Raw genomic sequence first — 16,431 nt, forward strand, 5'->3', positions numbered from 1 at the left:
GATGCGATCGCCTCAAATTTCAGGATACTAATAAATTTCTACTAAAAAAAATTAAGGATGTAAAAACAACAATCATTTACACCCAAACTCTTAACAGACGCGATTAATCGCGTCTCTACATTATGCTTCTTCAGAATTATCTCTTTTATGTCCTGGGGATGCTTCGTAAAGTGCATCAAGATGTTGACGCGCATCTTCAACGTTAATCGAACGCATTACCAAAAGTGGCTCTTTAATTAAATTTCCAGCGCTATCTAATAACTCTGGATGGGGTACAAACTGTTTTTTTGATGAATAATAACCATAGTTGCCTTGGTTATTCATTGGCGAGGAATTCGTCGGGTAAGTACGCTCCCGATCGAAACTGAACATAATCAGGTTACGAATTAAGTTGCCAACAGCTATAAATGCAAGGATTGTAAAAGCAAGAATGTAAAGCAGATGTAACATTGGATTTTCCTCCAGAACAGCAATTTTTAAAACTTTATTTTGTAACGCTTTGTTTCGCCGATACTGTACTCACAGTTAAGACGAATATTCTACGCACTTTTCAGGCGCTTACACTTATATGGAGCTATTTGTCAACCGTTATTCCACTTACGGTAGCATAGGATACATTATTTTGCTAATCCAGTTAATGTTAAGAAATTGTTAAGAATTTTCTACTATCTTTTTAACGACTGATTTACCATCTTGCGTAGACGCTTTCTTGGTAAGTCTTGAGACATCGCTAAGTTGTCTGCCGAAATTTAGCGCTTAGACTTCACGTCCTTGACGAAAGCGCATTGCGACATTCCAGCATTCTGTTACTAATTCATGCCAAGGCATTAAAGTTGCCATATCAATTCCGACTTGTTTATCAGTTGCATTAAATAGCATCTTCGCCGTATTTAGTTCATCCTGGGCTTGCTTAACCCGCAAGAGCAAGTCAGATTGCTCTTGATGACTCATAAATGAGAGTTCCTCAGTTTCGAGTAAATGGCGCGATCGCGTAAACCAATGCTGAAAATCTTCCAGCAGCGGATCTAAAACCGTTTTCAACAACTCAGTCCCTGGTAAATTTGAGTCTGACATAAATAAGAGGAATATTTCAAACTTGCTTACTAATATTAACGTTATTTACGTTTCTTAATACTTTTTAGATTTCTCTCATAATTTCTTGATGTAAAATTTTGTAACAAAGAGCACAAAATTTATTATATAGTCTTGATATCTGGTTTGTACAGTGCCTTTGGACAGGCATCTATAGGTATATATGACATCGAGTTGTAATTCATAAGATAATTTCGCGATGTCTACGACGGGCTACGCCTACGCGGGCAATCCTGAATTTGACATTCAGGTAACAAATCAAAAATTTATCTTTATTTTTGGATTGAAGAATTCACGAGTCAAAATTCAGGACTCATACCGTTTCACTTTAAAAGTGATACAAATAGACGGCAGGGAGCAGGAGGCAGAAAGCAGGGGGAAAGAATTAAAGACGAATCATTTGTATCAAGTATTTTGTGAAATGGTATCAGAATCAAACCGCTACGCAAAGTCATTAGTTATTAGTCATTAGTCTAAGAGAAAGCACGCCCACTCTGTAACATAGTTTGAATTACTCCGATGCAAGAAAAAGTTTTTCTGTCCACCATCAAAGTAAGTTTACGGTGAGCTTTGTTGAACTGCTCATGGCATTGCAAGGGATGGGGTATGCACCAATAACCAATGACAAATGACAAATACTTCTCTACGAGAGGCTGCGCCAACGACTACGCTCAGTACAAGTGACAAATGACAAATGACTACTTAACCAAAGTCGTTATAGTTGAATACCAATAACCAATGACAAATGACAAATGACTACTTAACCAAAGTCGTTATAGTTGAATAAGCTTACAGATTCAGATAAATCACCTTTTGTAATCACCTCGCCAACGGTTCAGCAGCCAATGTCGCCAAATTCATCAAATCAGTCACAACAGTTAGAACAAGTTGAAAAAATCTATTTACCGCGTACCAGCGAATCGGAGAACTTAAAAAAGATTCGCCACACTGCTTCCCATGTTATGGCAATGGCGGTACAAAAGCTGTTTCCCAAGGCGCAAGTTACAATCGGCCCTTGGATAGAAAATGGTTTTTACTATGATTTCGACAGTCCAGAACCATTTAGCGAAAACGATCTCAAAGCCATCAAGAAAGAAATGGCGAAGATTATCAATCGCAAATTGCCAGTAATTCGGGAAGAAGTCAGCCGCGAAGAAGCCGAACGCCGGATTCAGGAAATTAAGGAACCTTACAAGCTAGAAATCCTGGCAGATATCAAAAACGAACCAATCACAATTTACCACCTGGGGAATGAATGGTGGGATTTGTGTGCAGGGCCTCATTTGGAAAATACCAGTGAATTAAACCCGAAAGCAATTGAACTAGAAAGCGTTGCTGGCGCTTATTGGCGTGGAGATGAAACTAAAGCCCAATTACAACGCATCTACGCCACCGCTTGGGAAAGTCCAGAACAACTCGCTGAATATAAGCGACGCAAAGAAGAAGCGCTACGGCGAGATCACCGAAAACTGGGTAAGGAACTGGGATTATTTGTATTTTCCGATCTAGTGGGGCCGGGTTTACCTTTGTGGACACCCAAAGGCACTCTGTTACGCAGTACTTTAGAAGACTTCCTCAAGCAAGAACAGGTAAAACGGGGTTATTTATCTGTAGTAACACCTCATATTGCCAGAGTAGATTTATTTAAAACCTCTGGACATTGGCAGAAATATAAAGAAGATATGTTCCCCTTAATGGCGGACGATCAAGAAGCTGCTGCACAGGAACAAGGCTTCGTTATGAAGCCGATGAACTGCCCCTTCCATATCCAAATATATAAAAGTGAGTTACGTTCTTATCGGGAATTGCCGATGCGACTGGCGGAATTTGGCACTGTTTACCGCTACGAACAATCAGGGGAATTGGGCGGTTTAACGCGGGTGCGCGGCTTTACTGTAGATGATTCTCACCTGTTCGTTACCCCAGAACAACTCGATAGTGAATTCCTTAGTGTAGTGGATTTGATTTTGTCGGTGTTCAATAAGCTGCAACTGAAGAACTTTAAAGCTAGACTGAGTTTCCGCGATCCTGCTAGTGATAAGTACATCGGTTCAGATGAAGTTTGGGGACAAAGCCGAAGGTGCAATTCGCCGTGCAGTTGAAACCTTGGGGATGGAACACTTTGAAGGTATTGGAGAAGCAGCTTTTTATGGGCCTAAACTCGACTTTATCTTTAGTGATGCCCTAGAACGGGAGTGGCAATTAGGAACTGTACAAGTAGATTACAACTTGCCAGAACGCTTTGATTTGGAATACGTCGCTGAAGATGGTGTTCGCAAACGCCCAGTGATGATTCACCGTGCGCCTTTTGGTTCGCTGGAACGGTTGATTGGGATCTTAATTGAAGAATATGCAGGTGATTTTCCTTTGTGGTTAGCGCCAGTGCAAGCTAGATTACTACCAGTGGGCGATACACAGCTAGACTTTGCTAAAGATGTGGTAGCGAAAATGAGAGCCTTGGGCATCCGTGCAGAAGTTGATACCAGTGGCGATCGCTTGGGTAAACAGATTCGCAATGCAGAGAAAGAAAAAATACCCGTGATGGCAGTGGTGGGAGCTAAGGAAGTCGAAACCAACACCTTGAGCATCCGTACCCGCGCTTCTGGGGAATTGGGAGTTATCCCCGTCGATGAGGTGGTAGATAAAATGAAGGATGCGATCGCTAAGTTCGAGAATTTCTAAAATATAACCAAAGACGCACACTAATTATAATTGGTGTGCGTTTTGTCTATTAGATTCAAATCATTGGCTAGGTGGTAAGTATCTAGGCATAAATAAATTTATTGTTTGTAGTAAGGACTTTAGTCCTGATAATCCTTGCTCTGAGCGATAAATCGCTCGCTACAAACTCGGAGTTTATTTTATATTTAATTAACGTGAGTTCGACGAGTGCGATTTTGACCTCTCCCCCAGCCCCTCTCCTACCAGGAGAGGGGAGCAAAAACCCTCCTTACTCGTTACTCCTCCCTCTCCTAAAAGGAGAGGGAGGCTGGGAGGGAGAGGTATGTCGAACTCACGTTTAATTATGTCTGCCTACTTAGGTTTTGGCAAAGGTGCGATCGCGTTCTACTTGCAGGCTGAAACCCTAATTTTGCAGTAACCTGTAAACTTTCTGCATAAATTGATTTAAACCTACTGACAATATTAATCAGGTGAATTCATGAGTTTTGAATACTCATTAACGGAGTTCAAAGGTGGATTCATCCAGTTAAAAAAATCATTTTAATTTTAACTTTTCACTAGAATTTGCAGGTCAGAAAGTATCACAGACAACAAAACTTTTATCGATTGCCGCACTTAAGAAAACTTTTCGAGTTATTCAATACTGTTAGGATTAATTTAAAGACTTGTGGAATCTGCTCTTCCTAAACAGACTAGACTTGCATAAATTACTGTCAACAATTTTTGACTTACATCATGAACCGCTTTACCTCTATTTTGCTCGCCGGTTTGATAGCATCTGCTTCAGCTTTGGCTATTTCTCCAAAAGCTGATGCTAATACACCAGCATCTTATCTTGCTGAGTTAGATAACTACAGCTATCAACGCAACGATGAAGGTAACTACGAACTTCATAGTCGTCACTACAGAAATGATGACTATGACCGCCAGAACGACCTTTGGAATATTCGTGATGATCGCCGATACGATCGCGACAATAACCGTCGCTATGAGCGCGATCGTAATCGCCGTTATGAACGCGAAAATAATCGCCGATATGAACGCGAAAATAATCGCCGTTATGAACGCGAAAATAATCGCCGTTATGAGCGCGATAATTACCGTCGTTATGAACGCGAAAATAATCGCCGATATGAGCGCGAAAATAACCTTCGCAACATTGATAATAACCGTCGCTATGAGCGCGATCGCGGCTGGGAACGTCGAATCATTGTGCCTACGTATTAATCTTAGTTCCAAGTGAACTGAGCATTGATTCTACTTGGAAGTAGGATAGACACAATCTCTTTATTCCAGTCATTCCAATATCTGACTTTTCACTCTTATTTAGAAAACCTCGCTTCTATTCCCTAGTTAATGAAGCTTGCTCAGGGATTAGGTTTAGCGTTAGCTTTTCTACATGATGTGAAAGGTCAGATTTTTATTAAATTAAGAATTTACCCTTAGAGGATGTTTGAAAAGTCCTCTTCTTGGTAGCAAAACGTTCTAGATCCCCCTAAATACCCCGATAAATTGGGGGACTTTGAAAGGTTTTGCCCCCCTTTTTAAGGGGGATTGGGGGGATCAATAAGTGCCTAAAATCACAGCCAACCACTTTTCAAACAACCTCTTAGTCTAGACTCATTAATGGAGTTCAGAGGTTCATTAATGGAGCTAAAAGGCTCATTAATGGAGTTCAGAGGTTCATTAATGGAGCTAAAAGGCTCATTAATGGAGTTCAAAGGCTCATTAATGGAGCTAAAAGGCTCATTAATGGAGTTCAAAGGCTCATTAATGGAGATAAAAGGCTCATTAATGGAGCTAAAAGGTTCATTAATGGAGATAAAAGGCTCATTAATGGAGATAAAAGGCTCATTTGAATTAAATCAAAAATTTCGCCTCAGACTATAAGTCTCTTTCTTAAATTACGAATTACGTTAGCGTAGCGGGGCGTAGCCCATTACGAATTACGAATTAATATCACGCTCTTGGGCGCAACAATTGCACAAAGGTATCACTCACAGTATGGTCTTTGGTATCAGCGGCATATTGAACTAATTTTTCCTTCAGTTCTGTGGCAGCATCTAACGGGAGTAAGGTTGCTAGCAAAAAGTAGACACCACGAAAACGGGGGTCATCCATGTGGTCAATGAGCCGATTTTTAGCTTCCTCACTCTCGCCGAGAAAGTTCTGCACCAAAAAGAAATCCATAATCTTGTCGTGGCGGAAGTACCATTCTCTCTTGGCTTCGCCTTTTTCGTCTTGCCACTGACGGCTGACAACCATTTTATATTTGTCGTCTGACAAAGACTGTAATACCTGATAAAATTCATCCGCAGGTAACGCTTGTTCATCCTTCAGCCGCATTTGATAGACAGCATCGGAGAATTTTTTCAGGGGAAATTCCTGGTTCCACTCTTGCAAGTATTCTGCTGCCATCAATTGATATTGATGTTGTTGCAAGTGAAACAAATCGGGGTATTCGCCTTGGGATAGCATCAGGGCTACCACAGTTAAATCCATTGGATTAGAGAGAACCTTCTCAATCGCGCTTAATTCTTGTGGTGATTGCTGATTACTGAGGGCTTTGGTTAAAAAACTAGCAGTGGCTTGCTCATAATTAGTACCTTGAACTTTGGCATTTTTGGGCAGTCGTGGCTGACGCGAAATCAAAAATTCCTGAATTTGTGGTTCTTCAAGGGAGAGCAATTTATATATTTTGGCTGTTGAGGGTGGTGTCCACTCTAGGGGTTGAGTAGTCATGATGATGTTACCCCGAAAATAGCTTTCGGCAAACTGACAGATTTTTGCCCTGGTGTCGGCGGTAACTTCATTGAGTCCGTCAATGCAAATATCTAATGCGCCACTATAAATTAAATTCTTGAGAAAATCAGCATCTTGTGCTTGTCCGTGCAGCTTCGCTTGAATTGCCTCAATTACCCCTTTGTCACACTTGTGTGCAGGTAGATAAACCACAAGCCGCCCAGAAGTTTTTACCAAATAGCGCAGATACATCGACTTACCCAAGCCGGAATCACCTTCCAAGATGACTTGTCCTTTGATGTTAGGTAGCACTTGGGTAATTGGTACGGGTTCATCTACACCGGGAACTTTCACTTTAGAATTTGGGAAGTAAGCTTCGGGATTAAAACTATCTAACCCGGCATCGGCTAGTAGGGAAGGCTTGAAGGGTTCAAATAATTTTTCGCGGAAAAAGGGAACCCAGGTGAGAATTAAGCCGACGTAGCCCACGCCGAGAATGCGCCTCACCCAAGGATTCCAGAAGAAGATGGCTTGAACTTGGGGAAATTTGGGATAAGCGAAGATGAGGACAAGCCAAAAGGCAGCATGAATCAAAATAGTAGTTCTGGCGTTGAACAACCACTGCCAAGTTTTGAGGTTAATTATTACTGATTGCAGCGAATCAGCTTCGTTGTAGCCGGCGTTTTTGAGGTTGTTGTAGTGAGTTTCTAAAATAACAATATCTTGCGGTTTCCAATGGACTTTTCTCGCAACTACAGCAATTTGCTTTGCTAAGTCTTCGCGTAATCGTGCAAAATCTCGACTCGGTTCCCAGACTTGGGCAAAGATTTTGAGAGTTTTAACACCGCGATCGTGGGTTAATGAAACAGGAATTGTTTTAGTGTCAGGAAAACCCAGCCATGTGAGCAGTGTTTTGACTTCATCAGTGCCGCCACCCAGGAAATAGCTTAAAAATCGCCACTGTGCAAATTCTGATTGACCTGCGTAATAAATGCTATCCAGAATTACAACAACATTATTCAGGTTGAGTTGTACTCCACGAGATAATAACAATACTTCATTTGATTGTTGGCGATCGCTAATGTCTTTTGATAACCTCTGCAAACTACTATCCGAAAAACATCCTGCTACCTTTGCCAGTTGGGTATTAGGAACACCGCAAACTTCCGTCACAGTTCTCAAAACCGAATTGAGCATCGAACCAATTCGCGCTGATTATGTCACATTTTTACAGCTACAAGGACGCATTCTCCACCTGGAATTTCAAACCAAACTAGAATCTACACCACCCCTACCCCTGCGGATGCTAGATTATTGGGTACGCTTGTATCGTTTATATCGTCTACCAATAACGCAAGTTGTCGTATTACTGCTTCCCCCTGCACCGGGAACAGTAATTGAAACTGTCTTCTGTGTCGAAACTACTCGTCATGAATATCGCGTGATTCGCTTATGGTCAGAAAATCCTGAACTATTCCTCAACGATCCTGCTTTGTTACCGTTAGCACCACTGGCCGCAACCACGCAACCCCAAGCTTTGTTGCAACAAGTTGTGAGAAAAGTTAGTCAACTTGAGCCAAGACAACGACCAGAAATTTCCGCGTATACCCAAATCTTAGCGGGGTTAAAATACAATCAAGACTTGATTCGACAATTATTTCGGGAGGGTATGATGCGCGAGTCAGTAATTTATCAAGAAATTCTCGCTGAAGGCGAACAACGCGGCGAACAACGCGGACGGGAAGAAGGACGAAAAGCAGAAGGGCAATTGCTCATTCTCCGTCAACTTACTCGACGGGTGGGAGAATTACCCCAAGAGATGCTAAACCGGATTGAAACTCTCTCCTTAGAACAATTAGAAAATCTCGGTGAAGCATTATTGGATTTTCAGGCGATCGCGGATTTAGAAGCCTGGTTTGCTACATTAGAGTTCAATTAACTTGAAGCCCCAAGGTTTGAGAGCCGCTAAAGCTATTTCTTCACTTACACCTTCATAAGCCTCCCATTCCAACGGATGCTCTTTAGGATGTCCGTCGCCAACATTACCTGCAACTTTAATTATTGGACAGTTGGCGATGCGATCGCGCTCCAATCCTCTTGGAACTACTAGTTGGATTTTGTGCCCGATAAACTTCGATGTACTATCATTAGCTACAGATTCACGGATTAAACAAATATCACCAGCAGTCCCCCAAGTCGTTTGGTAAATGTGGAGGAATGATATATAAGTTGCTGGTTTGATGGGTTTTTTTATAACGTGCATTATCTGTAATCCTTACACTATGAGTCAAAAATCATAAATCATATAAGTATTTTCTATCACGTTCGTAGGGAAGAATGTTCTTAACTGACATTTTCCACCTAGCCCAGGGGGGCAGGGGAGCAGGTGGTCACTGAGCGTAGCCGAAGTGGGAGCAGGGGGAGAGTTAGAGACTAATCATTTGTATCTAGCATTTCGTGAAATGGTATAAAGCTCAAAAGACGATAATTGCCCACATACTAACTCCCAAAGCGATCGCTGTTAGGTGTTGCAGTATGAGCGATCGCGCTGGTTGCTTGGCAATTTTTTGCGTTAAAAACATAGTCAGTAACACGGAGAAAATTATTGTTGCACCTTGCAAAAACTCAATCACGGCTGGGTGAGCAACTAATATTGGCAATGGTTCGCCACTCAAACCAAAAGTAGCAAAGGTAACAGGTAAAATCCGCCCGCCTTCGCTTAAGCCCAAACGTAGATAGTGAGCTAAGTTGCCTCCCAATACTAATGGTAGGTAGCCGTAGGCGAGTTCTACAAACGATCGAGGCTTACGGTTAGCGTTGAACACTTGGAACAAGCCATAAGCCCCAAAAATAAAAGCTGCTGGGATAATTAACACTAGCAGCGATAATCCCAAGTGCTGCCAAAAATCAGTTAAATCCAGTTGTAAGCCTAACCAAGATTGCAATTCTGGCAAGCGATGTAAATATATACCACCCAACAGCAATAACAATAATGCTACTTCATAAGTACGGGGTACATGAGTTGTCCACAGTTCAATTCCAGGGGGACGCAAGTTGAACTCAACAGAGCGATGGGGACAAGCTTTCAGGCAAGTCATGCACAGTACGCAATCTCGGTTATCTTCTAATTGGGCTGGATGTGAGTATAAAGGACATCCATTCGTTTCCATACCTTCGCCCTTTTGCGGCCCGCCTTTATAACACTGATAAGTGGTGCAACTGGCAGAACATATCCCTTGCTGTGCCCGGAGTTCGGTCATTGAGAGTTTGGCAAACAAACCATTCATCCCACCGATGGGACAGAGATAGCGACACCAAAACCGCCGCTCAAAAATAGCCGAGAAAATCATTGCCCCAGCAGTAATTAATAGCAGCAAACAAGCACTGAGGTAAGCTGTATTTTCTAAATGCCAGAGTTCTTCCCATAAGAAAATTAGGGTAAATAAACCAAAGAGGAACCATCCGCCCCATTTTTCAGCTTGTTCTCTCGGCCAGCGCTTTAGTTTTCGAGGCCACAGCCATAAAGAGAGCTTTTGGGTGATTTCTCCATAAATCATGAAGGGACAAACAGAACACCAGATACGTCCTAAAAAGGGAAAGAGAAATAAGAAGAAAGGCCACCACCAAGCCCAAAATAGATTTAAGACGAAATTGCGATCGCGGGTTTGCGGCCCAATAAATAATATTGCCACAATAATCGCAAAAGCCGTTGCAGTAAAACCATAATTAATGCGATCGGGCCACCAATCACTACGTAAAAACCGCCGTAAATCAGGATAGGCATTTAACAAATTTACCCGAAATCGTTTTTTCTTAGTTTCGGCGGGCCAGAAAATTTCTTCTGTTAATTCATTTGCACCCTCAGCTTGGACAATCGCTCTTTCTACCAGATTTTTCAATTCCCTGAGATTGCCAGGAAAATCATAAGACTGGAGGCGACGCAAAGCTTCTGGGGTAATGTGCGGTTTAGAAATCCCTCGAGAGCGTGTATAAAGACTGGTATAATATTCTACCTGTGTCTGAATATCAGCTTTCCGCACCCGTAGCGGTGGTACTTTAATAATGTGACCAACAGAACGTTCAACTGTCGGCTGAGTTTTTTCTGAAACAATCAGAATTCTGGCTTGACTGGGACGAGGTTTGGGTGTTGAATCTCCAGAACGAGTGACGGGGGTATATTTACCAGTTTTGAGCAACTCCGTCACCGCAGGTAATAATTCTTCGGGCAATTCTTGGATATTGTTGAGAACTAGAGTACCTTCTCCCAACCATTCCAACAGCCCTGGTTTGCCGCCAGCACGACCAAATAAATCTGCACCGCTAGTTTGGAGAATACCACAATTTAGTTTAATAATTGGTTCTCGCCGTTTCGGAGAACCAAAGTGGATAAGAGCTGCTATATTGTCTTTTTCTAACCCTGGTTCTCCGAAAATATCTACTGATTTGCGATCGCCAGCTGCTTCTCGAATTTGCTCCCGCAACCGCACAGCATAGCGACTTGTACCAACAATTCCGCGTTGTGCTTTGGTGACTAAATATGGACGCAAGGCAATAGAACGTTCTTGTTCATAGCCAAGTGCAGATGTTACCTGAGCTAATTCTTGAGCCAATTGACGCGAAAAAGCCTGAGCAATTTCGGGGTATTGAGTGACTAATTCCCGGAATTTAGCAGCAGGTACAACCCACAAGTGACATTCGGTTACTGTCGTAATTGTGAATGGAGTTGATTCATCCAACAGCAATTCTTTGAGTTCAATCACCGCACCGGGGAGAAATCCACAAGCTAAAGCTGGGTTGTTTTGATTGGTACTATTGCTTTCGAGTTGACCTTCTACAAGAATATAAAGGGCTTCTGGAGAATTGCCTTCACTAACTAAGTCAGTTTCGCCGGGTACAACTCGTTCTTCAATTACTTGAGCGATCGCATTTAATACTTCAGGCGAGAGAATTCCTAAACTTGTGCGTTCTTGTAGCCATGTAACCGTTTCTGGAGATGTCATATTTAGTTCTCCCTGTAGGCTGCTGTATAACAAGAATTATCGCTGAAAGAGTATGTCAAAATATCTATATTCAGTTGTTGTGTATTAAGACACAATGTGCATTGACTTCTTGCAAAAGTCATTTTTGCACTCTTGCGGGAAAAGGAACTGATGTTTTTTATTGTTCCTTTCCCCTTTTCCCCAAACCCAATTCCCTACAAATGCCAAGAAGTCTATTGACTTCTTGCCCAAGTAGACTAGTAGTTCGCCAAGTGAACTTGGCTCTTTTAAGGGGAAAGGGGAAAGGGGAAAGGTTTTAAATCCCTTACCCTTTACCCCTGCCCCTTATCCCCACTTCGTGGGGGCCCCACCTTCCCCTTTCCCCAGCCCTCACTCAGCATTTTTGGGTTGGCAGACTACTAGACTTTTTGCATAAGTCGGGAAAAGGAGAAGGGGCAAGGGGAAAAGGCTCTGCAAAAGTCCCCTTCCCCTTTAACCTTTACCCTTTTCCCCAAGAGTGCAAAAAGCACAAATGCCAAGAGGTCTACTCTACTTCAGTCCACTAAACAACGAATGGGCAAACAAAGCGGCTTGAGTGCGATCGCGTAAACTCAAGCGACTGAGAATATTAGTAACATAATTCTTAACAGTGTTTTCTGAAAGAAACAGCGATTCGGCAATTTCTCGGTTATTAGCTCCACTAGCAATTAACCGCAATACATCTAATTCTCTGGCCGTGAGTTGTGCTAATTCTGGAGGGGGTTGCACAGACGTGACAGGTGTGGTAGATGGCGTGAGTGCTTTCTCAAACAATCCCGGCCCGAGTAGGGTTTGTCCTTTGTAGACGGATCGAATTGCTAACATTAATTCATCTGGTTCGGTGTCTTTGAGCAAATAGCCTTTTGCACCCAGCCGCATCGCCTGGAAAACATACTCATCATCATCGAAGGTGGTGAGGACGAGAACTTTAATTTCAGGATATTGTTGAGCGATCGCTTTTGTGGTAGCAACTCCATCCATTACGGGCATCCGAATATCCATTAGTACAATATCGGGTTTCAGTGCGGCAACCTGTTCGAGTGCCCGTTGCCCATTCTCCGCCTCACCGATTACCTGCATCTGGGCATTGGACTCAAGCATACTCTTAAGTCCCTGGCGAATAAGATGCTGATCGTCAACTAATAAAATCCGAATCATAAGCTAAAACACCAATAGCTTTGAGAGTGGCAAAGAAACAGAAATACAGCAACCTGTTCCTAGTTGACTGTGGAGATTTAACTGACCGCCCAGTGCAACCGACCGTTCTCGCATCCCTTGTAATCCAAACCCGGTTGTATTTTGAGTGGGGTTAAAACCTTTTCCATTGTCTTCGATTGACAGATGAATCATCCCAGTGTGAGCCAGAAGTTTAACGGTGACACTCGTCGCCTCGGCGTGTTTGCAAATATTTGTCAGCGATTCTTGCACAATGCGGAATAAAGCCGTGTTTACTTCTGTTGGTAAGGTGTGCGGGAGATCGATTTTACAAGATGGTTCAATACCTGTGGTTTGCTGAAAATCTGTCAGCAGCTTTTCAATAGCTGATTTGAGAGATTGCCCTTGCAAAGGATTTGAACGCAAAACCGAAAGCGATCGCCGAATTTCTAACAGCGCTTCAGCCCCCAGTTCTTTTGCCTGTTTGAGAAATGTTAATGCTTTGTCATTATTTGATTGCCAAAACAACAGAGTATTATTAATCTGAATGGTTTGGGCGGCGAGAGTGTGTCCCAACCCATCATGAATTTCGCGGGCAATTCGGTTGCGTTCTTGCAAGGTTGCTTGATCTTCAATCCGCAAGGCATACTGACACAGTTGTTGATTGATGATCTCTAATTGCTGATGAGCAATTTCTAACTGCTCTCGACTTTGGCGCTCTGCAAGCAGAGCATTAATTAACAATAAAGCGAATACTAAGGTTAAGCTAAACAATAATATATTACTTAATCGCCAATCCCAGGACATGAGGATCAGCTTATCTGGCAGAAAATTCTCAGGTACAATCGGTCTTGATAAAAGCAGCGTTCCATAAGCAAGCAGAGATAAAATCAAGACAGCCAACTGTCCCGATCGCTTAAATATGAGACAACTCCGCATCACCAATACCAGACACAGCAGGAAAACGGAGCGAGTCGATAAAGTATGTTGAGTTGCTGGCAGTAAAATTAAACCAAATTCCAGGGCTGTATAAATTAATTTACTTTCCGGCTTCACCATTGGTAGCCTCAAACCCATCAAGCTGAAAGTTGCGATCGCCATAACTCCTAGCGGCAAAGACCAGGACAACTGAAACGGCAGCAGAACTTCCATGAACGCTGCTGTGGCTAATAACAGCCACTCTAGGTAAAGCAACAGACGAAAAGATGGATAGGTCAAGCTAACCATAGAACTGTTCCAACTCAATGGTCTTTGTAACAAAACCATAGGTATTTTCACTATTTTAGAGGGAAATAGGTGCAGAAGACAGGAAGCTGAGAGATAGGTGCTGTTGAAATTAAACTCTCTTTCTATATAACGAATCTGTCTTTAGTATGGGTAGAGCCGTTCTGACTAATTAATTATTTCTAAATTAGGAAAAAAGTCACAATAATTTGAGTACTTTTTTCCTGGTCAGGTTAGGAATTCTAGCTCATGTGCAAACTCGTTCCAACTTTTAAGATTAGCTGGTGGAAGTAAATCAACAACTTTCATCAACTGAAATTGAGTCAGAACAGTTCTACACACAATAAAAACCAGAGAAATAAATGATTACAAAACAGATAATTTTACCAACCCTGCTACTTGCAACTATCCTAATTGGCGGAATGACAGGTTGCAGTTCTAAATCTCCAGATGTGTCTCAAGGGAATGATTCTGGCACAAAGGTATCTGATACTTCTACGACAAATCCAGCAGCGAATACGCCAGAACGCGCTCATAAGCGTGAAGAAATTCGCAAGCAAGTTGAGGCAGTTCTGACCCCAGATCAGGTAAAGGAATTATCAACGAAATTACAAAAAGGCGAAAAAATGCGTAAAGCAGTGTTTAGCCTGAATCTTACTGCTGAACAAAAGACTAAAATTCAGGATATTTTTAAGACTGCCTATCCCCACCGCAAAGGAAAATCTCAAGATAATTCGTAATTTGTCATTCGTAATTATGATTGCATAATGGTTCTAGAAATTTCAAATGAATGGTTGTTTCTGCCGTTTGTACAGTTTTATCAAAACATAATTCAAGAATCATCTGTGAGAATTTAGAAGTAATTATCTGCAACTATGGATATTCGTCCCTTGATTGATTAAATTCTAAATTCTGGATACTGAATTCTTCTTCAATTAAAGTATGTTTAAACAAAAATTGCTCGTCAAGATAGAACTGGCTGTTATAGCCACAATCTTTGTAGGAACTAGTCTCTACACTTCCAAAGCTCTAGGTAAACCACAACCTAGTTCTCAAAAACTGGTGGATGAGGTGTGGCAAATCCTAGATAAAAACTATGTTGATGTCAGCTTTAACCATCAAGATTGGCAAGCAATTCGCCAGCAGTATCTTAACCGTTCCTATAGTTCCAAGAAAGAGGCTTATGGGGCGATTGAAGAAATGGTGGCGAAATTAGGCGATCGCTACACCGAGTTTTTCGACCCACAAGAATTTAAAGCCCTAAATAACGATATTTCTGGCAACCTCAGTGGCGTAGGACTGGAACTGGCACAGAATGAAAAAACTAAAGCCTTAACCGTTGTCGCCCCAATTCAAGGAACCCCTGCTTTTAAAGCCGGTATTTTGCCGGACGATGTAATTGTCCAAATTAACGGTCAAAAAACGCAGGGGATGAAAATTGACGATGCCGTGAAGCGGATTCTAGGGCCCGTGGGAACCAAGGTAGTACTTATGATTCAACGGGGCAATCAATCGCAAACTTACAAACTTACTCGCGCCAATATTGCTATCCATCCTGTAACTTACAACACGCAAACAACAGCAGCAGGCAAAATTGGTTACATTCGTTTGCCAGAGTTTACGCAAACTGCCCCCGCAGAGATGCATCAGGCAATTGAAGCATTAGAAAAACAACAGGTGCAGGGCTACGTTTTGGATCTGCGTTCCGATCCGGGTGGATTGCTGGATGCAAGTTTGCAAATTGCCAGTATGTGGTTGAAGCAAGGAGCGATCGTGTCTTTGGTAAATAGAGACCAAGTGAAAGAGAGCTACAATGCATCGGGCCATCCTCTCACCGACAAACCCTTAGTAATATTAGTTGATAAGGGATCTGCTAGCGCCAGCGAAATTCTGTCGGGAGCGCTACAAGACGACAATCGCGCCACCTTAATCGGGACTCGCACCTTCGGTAAAGGTTTAGTTCAAGCCGTAGAGCCACTAGAGGATGGTTCGGGGCTGAAACTAACGATCGCTAAATACTATACACCGAAAGGTCGAGATATCAATCATGTCGGCATTGCCCCAGATATTAACGTGGCATTAACCGAGGCACAACAGAAAGCCTTAGTGCAAAACCGAACCTTGGCGACATTAGCCGATCCTCAATATGCTAGCGCTGTTGCTGATTTAAGCAAATTGATTCAGTCTGGGGGGAATCATGTGAGTTTACAGCGTGGGAAATGAAGCAGGCAAGGGGCAGGGGACAGGGGGTTTTACCTCAATTGAAGATTCAGACCACTTTTGAATAAGCAGCTCCAAATTGAAAATTTGGTGAGGGGTCTTAAACACAAGACCCGTCTGATCGCGGCAGGAAACAATGTTTCGACTCCCAACTCTTGGAGAAGCTGCACTTCGACTTCGCTCAGTGACCACGCCAACGACTACGCGGTAGTTGAATCTCGACTTCGCTCGATTACCGCGCAGTCGAAACTCAGGGTAAGTCGCTCAACAACCGAGCAGTTTTCCTCCTGCCTCCTGC

The 16,431-nt window shown here is 42.5% G+C and carries 12 protein-coding genes and 2 pseudogenes; 7 read left to right on the forward strand and 7 right to left on the reverse strand.

What is annotated here, in order from left to right:
* Positions 1 to 120 precede the first annotated feature (120 nt).
* Both NSTCB13_RS19725 and NSTCB13_RS19730 read right to left on the reverse strand, forming a co-directional pair.
* Complete coding sequence (locus NSTCB13_RS19725; protein ID WP_194045128.1) at positions 121 to 450, reverse strand: DUF2973 domain-containing protein; 330 nt, start codon at positions 448 to 450, stop codon at positions 121 to 123.
* A gap of 306 nt (positions 451 to 756) precedes the next feature.
* Entirely contained in the window at positions 757 to 1,074 is a 318-nt protein-coding gene (locus NSTCB13_RS19730) for a DUF2605 domain-containing protein (protein ID WP_322698212.1), read from the reverse strand.
* Between the two features lie 217 nt (positions 1,075 to 1,291).
* Here NSTCB13_RS19730 and NSTCB13_RS19735 point away from each other — a divergent pair, with 217 nt between their 5' ends.
* The 4 genes and pseudogenes from NSTCB13_RS19735 (at position 1,292) to NSTCB13_RS19750 (ending at position 5,664) form a co-directional block, all read left to right on the forward strand.
* Positions 1,292 to 1,564 carry a hypothetical protein gene (locus NSTCB13_RS19735; RefSeq protein WP_448273557.1) on the forward strand — a complete coding sequence of 91 codons (273 nt, stop codon included), beginning with the start codon at positions 1,292 to 1,294 and terminating at the stop codon, positions 1,562 to 1,564.
* 373 nt (positions 1,565 to 1,937) lie between these two features.
* Positions 1,938 to 3,774, forward strand: a pseudogene (gene thrS, locus NSTCB13_RS19740) (threonine--tRNA ligase).
* 735 nt (positions 3,775 to 4,509) lie between these two features.
* Positions 4,510 to 5,001, forward strand: a complete 492-nt coding sequence (locus NSTCB13_RS19745; protein ID WP_448273558.1) for a hypothetical protein — start codon at positions 4,510 to 4,512, stop codon at positions 4,999 to 5,001.
* A gap of 420 nt (positions 5,002 to 5,421) precedes the next feature.
* Positions 5,422 to 5,664, forward strand: coding sequence for a hypothetical protein (locus tag NSTCB13_RS19750; RefSeq protein ID WP_448267449.1), 243 nt, complete (start codon positions 5,422 to 5,424; stop codon positions 5,662 to 5,664).
* A gap of 69 nt (positions 5,665 to 5,733) precedes the next feature.
* Here the strand turns inward: NSTCB13_RS19750 and NSTCB13_RS19755 are convergent.
* A pseudogene (locus NSTCB13_RS19755) lies at positions 5,734 to 7,548 on the reverse strand (NACHT domain-containing protein); the annotation flags it as partial.
* Positions 7,549 to 7,597: 49 nt separating this feature from the next.
* On the opposite strand from NSTCB13_RS19755, the gene NSTCB13_RS19760 reads away from it, so the two are divergent.
* Positions 7,598 to 8,455 carry an Rpn family recombination-promoting nuclease/putative transposase gene (locus NSTCB13_RS19760; protein WP_448273559.1) on the forward strand — a complete coding sequence of 286 codons (858 nt, stop codon included), beginning with the start codon at positions 7,598 to 7,600 and terminating at the stop codon, positions 8,453 to 8,455.
* Here NSTCB13_RS19760 and NSTCB13_RS19765 read toward each other — a convergent pair.
* The 4 genes from NSTCB13_RS19765 to NSTCB13_RS19780 all read right to left on the reverse strand — a co-directional run bounded on the left by NSTCB13_RS19765 (position 8,441) and on the right by NSTCB13_RS19780 (position 13,916).
* Positions 8,441 to 8,779 carry a hypothetical protein gene (locus NSTCB13_RS19765; RefSeq protein ID WP_445631121.1) on the reverse strand — a complete coding sequence of 113 codons (339 nt, stop codon included), beginning with the start codon at positions 8,777 to 8,779 and terminating at the stop codon, positions 8,441 to 8,443. The genes NSTCB13_RS19760 and NSTCB13_RS19765 overlap by 15 nt on opposite strands.
* A 211-nt stretch (positions 8,780 to 8,990) precedes the next feature.
* Positions 8,991 to 11,516 (reverse strand): cyclic nucleotide-binding domain-containing protein, encoded by a 2,526-nt coding sequence (locus NSTCB13_RS19770; RefSeq protein WP_448273560.1) that lies wholly within the window; start codon positions 11,514 to 11,516, stop codon positions 8,991 to 8,993.
* 528 nt (positions 11,517 to 12,044) lie between these two features.
* Positions 12,045 to 12,692: a response regulator transcription factor gene (locus tag NSTCB13_RS19775; protein WP_448273561.1), complete on the reverse strand. Its 648-nt coding sequence runs from the start codon at positions 12,690 to 12,692 to the stop codon at positions 12,045 to 12,047.
* Between the two features lie 3 nt (positions 12,693 to 12,695).
* On the reverse strand, positions 12,696 to 13,916 hold the full coding sequence (locus tag NSTCB13_RS19780; RefSeq protein WP_445631118.1) for a sensor histidine kinase: 1,221 nt from the start codon (positions 13,914 to 13,916) through the stop codon (positions 12,696 to 12,698).
* 359 nt (positions 13,917 to 14,275) lie between these two features.
* On the opposite strand from NSTCB13_RS19780, the gene NSTCB13_RS19785 reads away from it, so the two are divergent.
* Entirely contained in the window at positions 14,276 to 14,653 is a 378-nt protein-coding gene (locus NSTCB13_RS19785; RefSeq protein WP_445631117.1) for a hypothetical protein, read from the forward strand.
* Between the two features lie 202 nt (positions 14,654 to 14,855).
* Positions 14,856 to 16,136 carry a S41 family peptidase gene (locus NSTCB13_RS19790; protein WP_445631116.1) on the forward strand — a complete coding sequence of 427 codons (1,281 nt, stop codon included), beginning with the start codon at positions 14,856 to 14,858 and terminating at the stop codon, positions 16,134 to 16,136.
* The last annotated feature ends 295 nt before the right edge of the window (positions 16,137 to 16,431 follow it).

The sequence above is a fragment of the Nostoc sp. DSM 114160 genome (assembly GCF_053470305.1).

What these genes read in the sequence shown, in the direction of transcription:
- NSTCB13_RS19725 (WP_194045128.1), bottom strand. Translation starts at nt 450, where the DNA reads ATGTTACATCTGCTTTACATTCTTGCTTTTACAATCCTTGCATTTATA.
- NSTCB13_RS19730 (WP_322698212.1), bottom strand. Translation starts at nt 1,074, where the DNA reads ATGTCAGACTCAAATTTACCAGGGACTGAGTTGTTGAAAACGGTTTTA.
- NSTCB13_RS19735 (WP_448273557.1), top strand. Translation starts at nt 1,292, where the DNA reads ATGTCTACGACGGGCTACGCCTACGCGGGCAATCCTGAATTTGACATT.
- NSTCB13_RS19745 (WP_448273558.1), top strand. Translation starts at nt 4,510, where the DNA reads ATGAACCGCTTTACCTCTATTTTGCTCGCCGGTTTGATAGCATCTGCT.
- NSTCB13_RS19750 (WP_448267449.1), top strand. Translation starts at nt 5,422, where the DNA reads ATGGAGCTAAAAGGCTCATTAATGGAGTTCAGAGGTTCATTAATGGAG.
- NSTCB13_RS19760 (WP_448273559.1), top strand. Translation starts at nt 7,598, where the DNA reads ATGTCTTTTGATAACCTCTGCAAACTACTATCCGAAAAACATCCTGCT.
- NSTCB13_RS19765 (WP_445631121.1), bottom strand. Translation starts at nt 8,779, where the DNA reads ATGCACGTTATAAAAAAACCCATCAAACCAGCAACTTATATATCATTC.
- NSTCB13_RS19770 (WP_448273560.1), bottom strand. Translation starts at nt 11,516, where the DNA reads ATGACATCTCCAGAAACGGTTACATGGCTACAAGAACGCACAAGTTTA.
- NSTCB13_RS19775 (WP_448273561.1), bottom strand. Translation starts at nt 12,692, where the DNA reads ATGATTCGGATTTTATTAGTTGACGATCAGCATCTTATTCGCCAGGGA.
- NSTCB13_RS19780 (WP_445631118.1), bottom strand. Translation starts at nt 13,916, where the DNA reads ATGGTTAGCTTGACCTATCCATCTTTTCGTCTGTTGCTTTACCTAGAG.
- NSTCB13_RS19785 (WP_445631117.1), top strand. Translation starts at nt 14,276, where the DNA reads ATGATTACAAAACAGATAATTTTACCAACCCTGCTACTTGCAACTATC.
- NSTCB13_RS19790 (WP_445631116.1), top strand. Translation starts at nt 14,856, where the DNA reads ATGTTTAAACAAAAATTGCTCGTCAAGATAGAACTGGCTGTTATAGCC.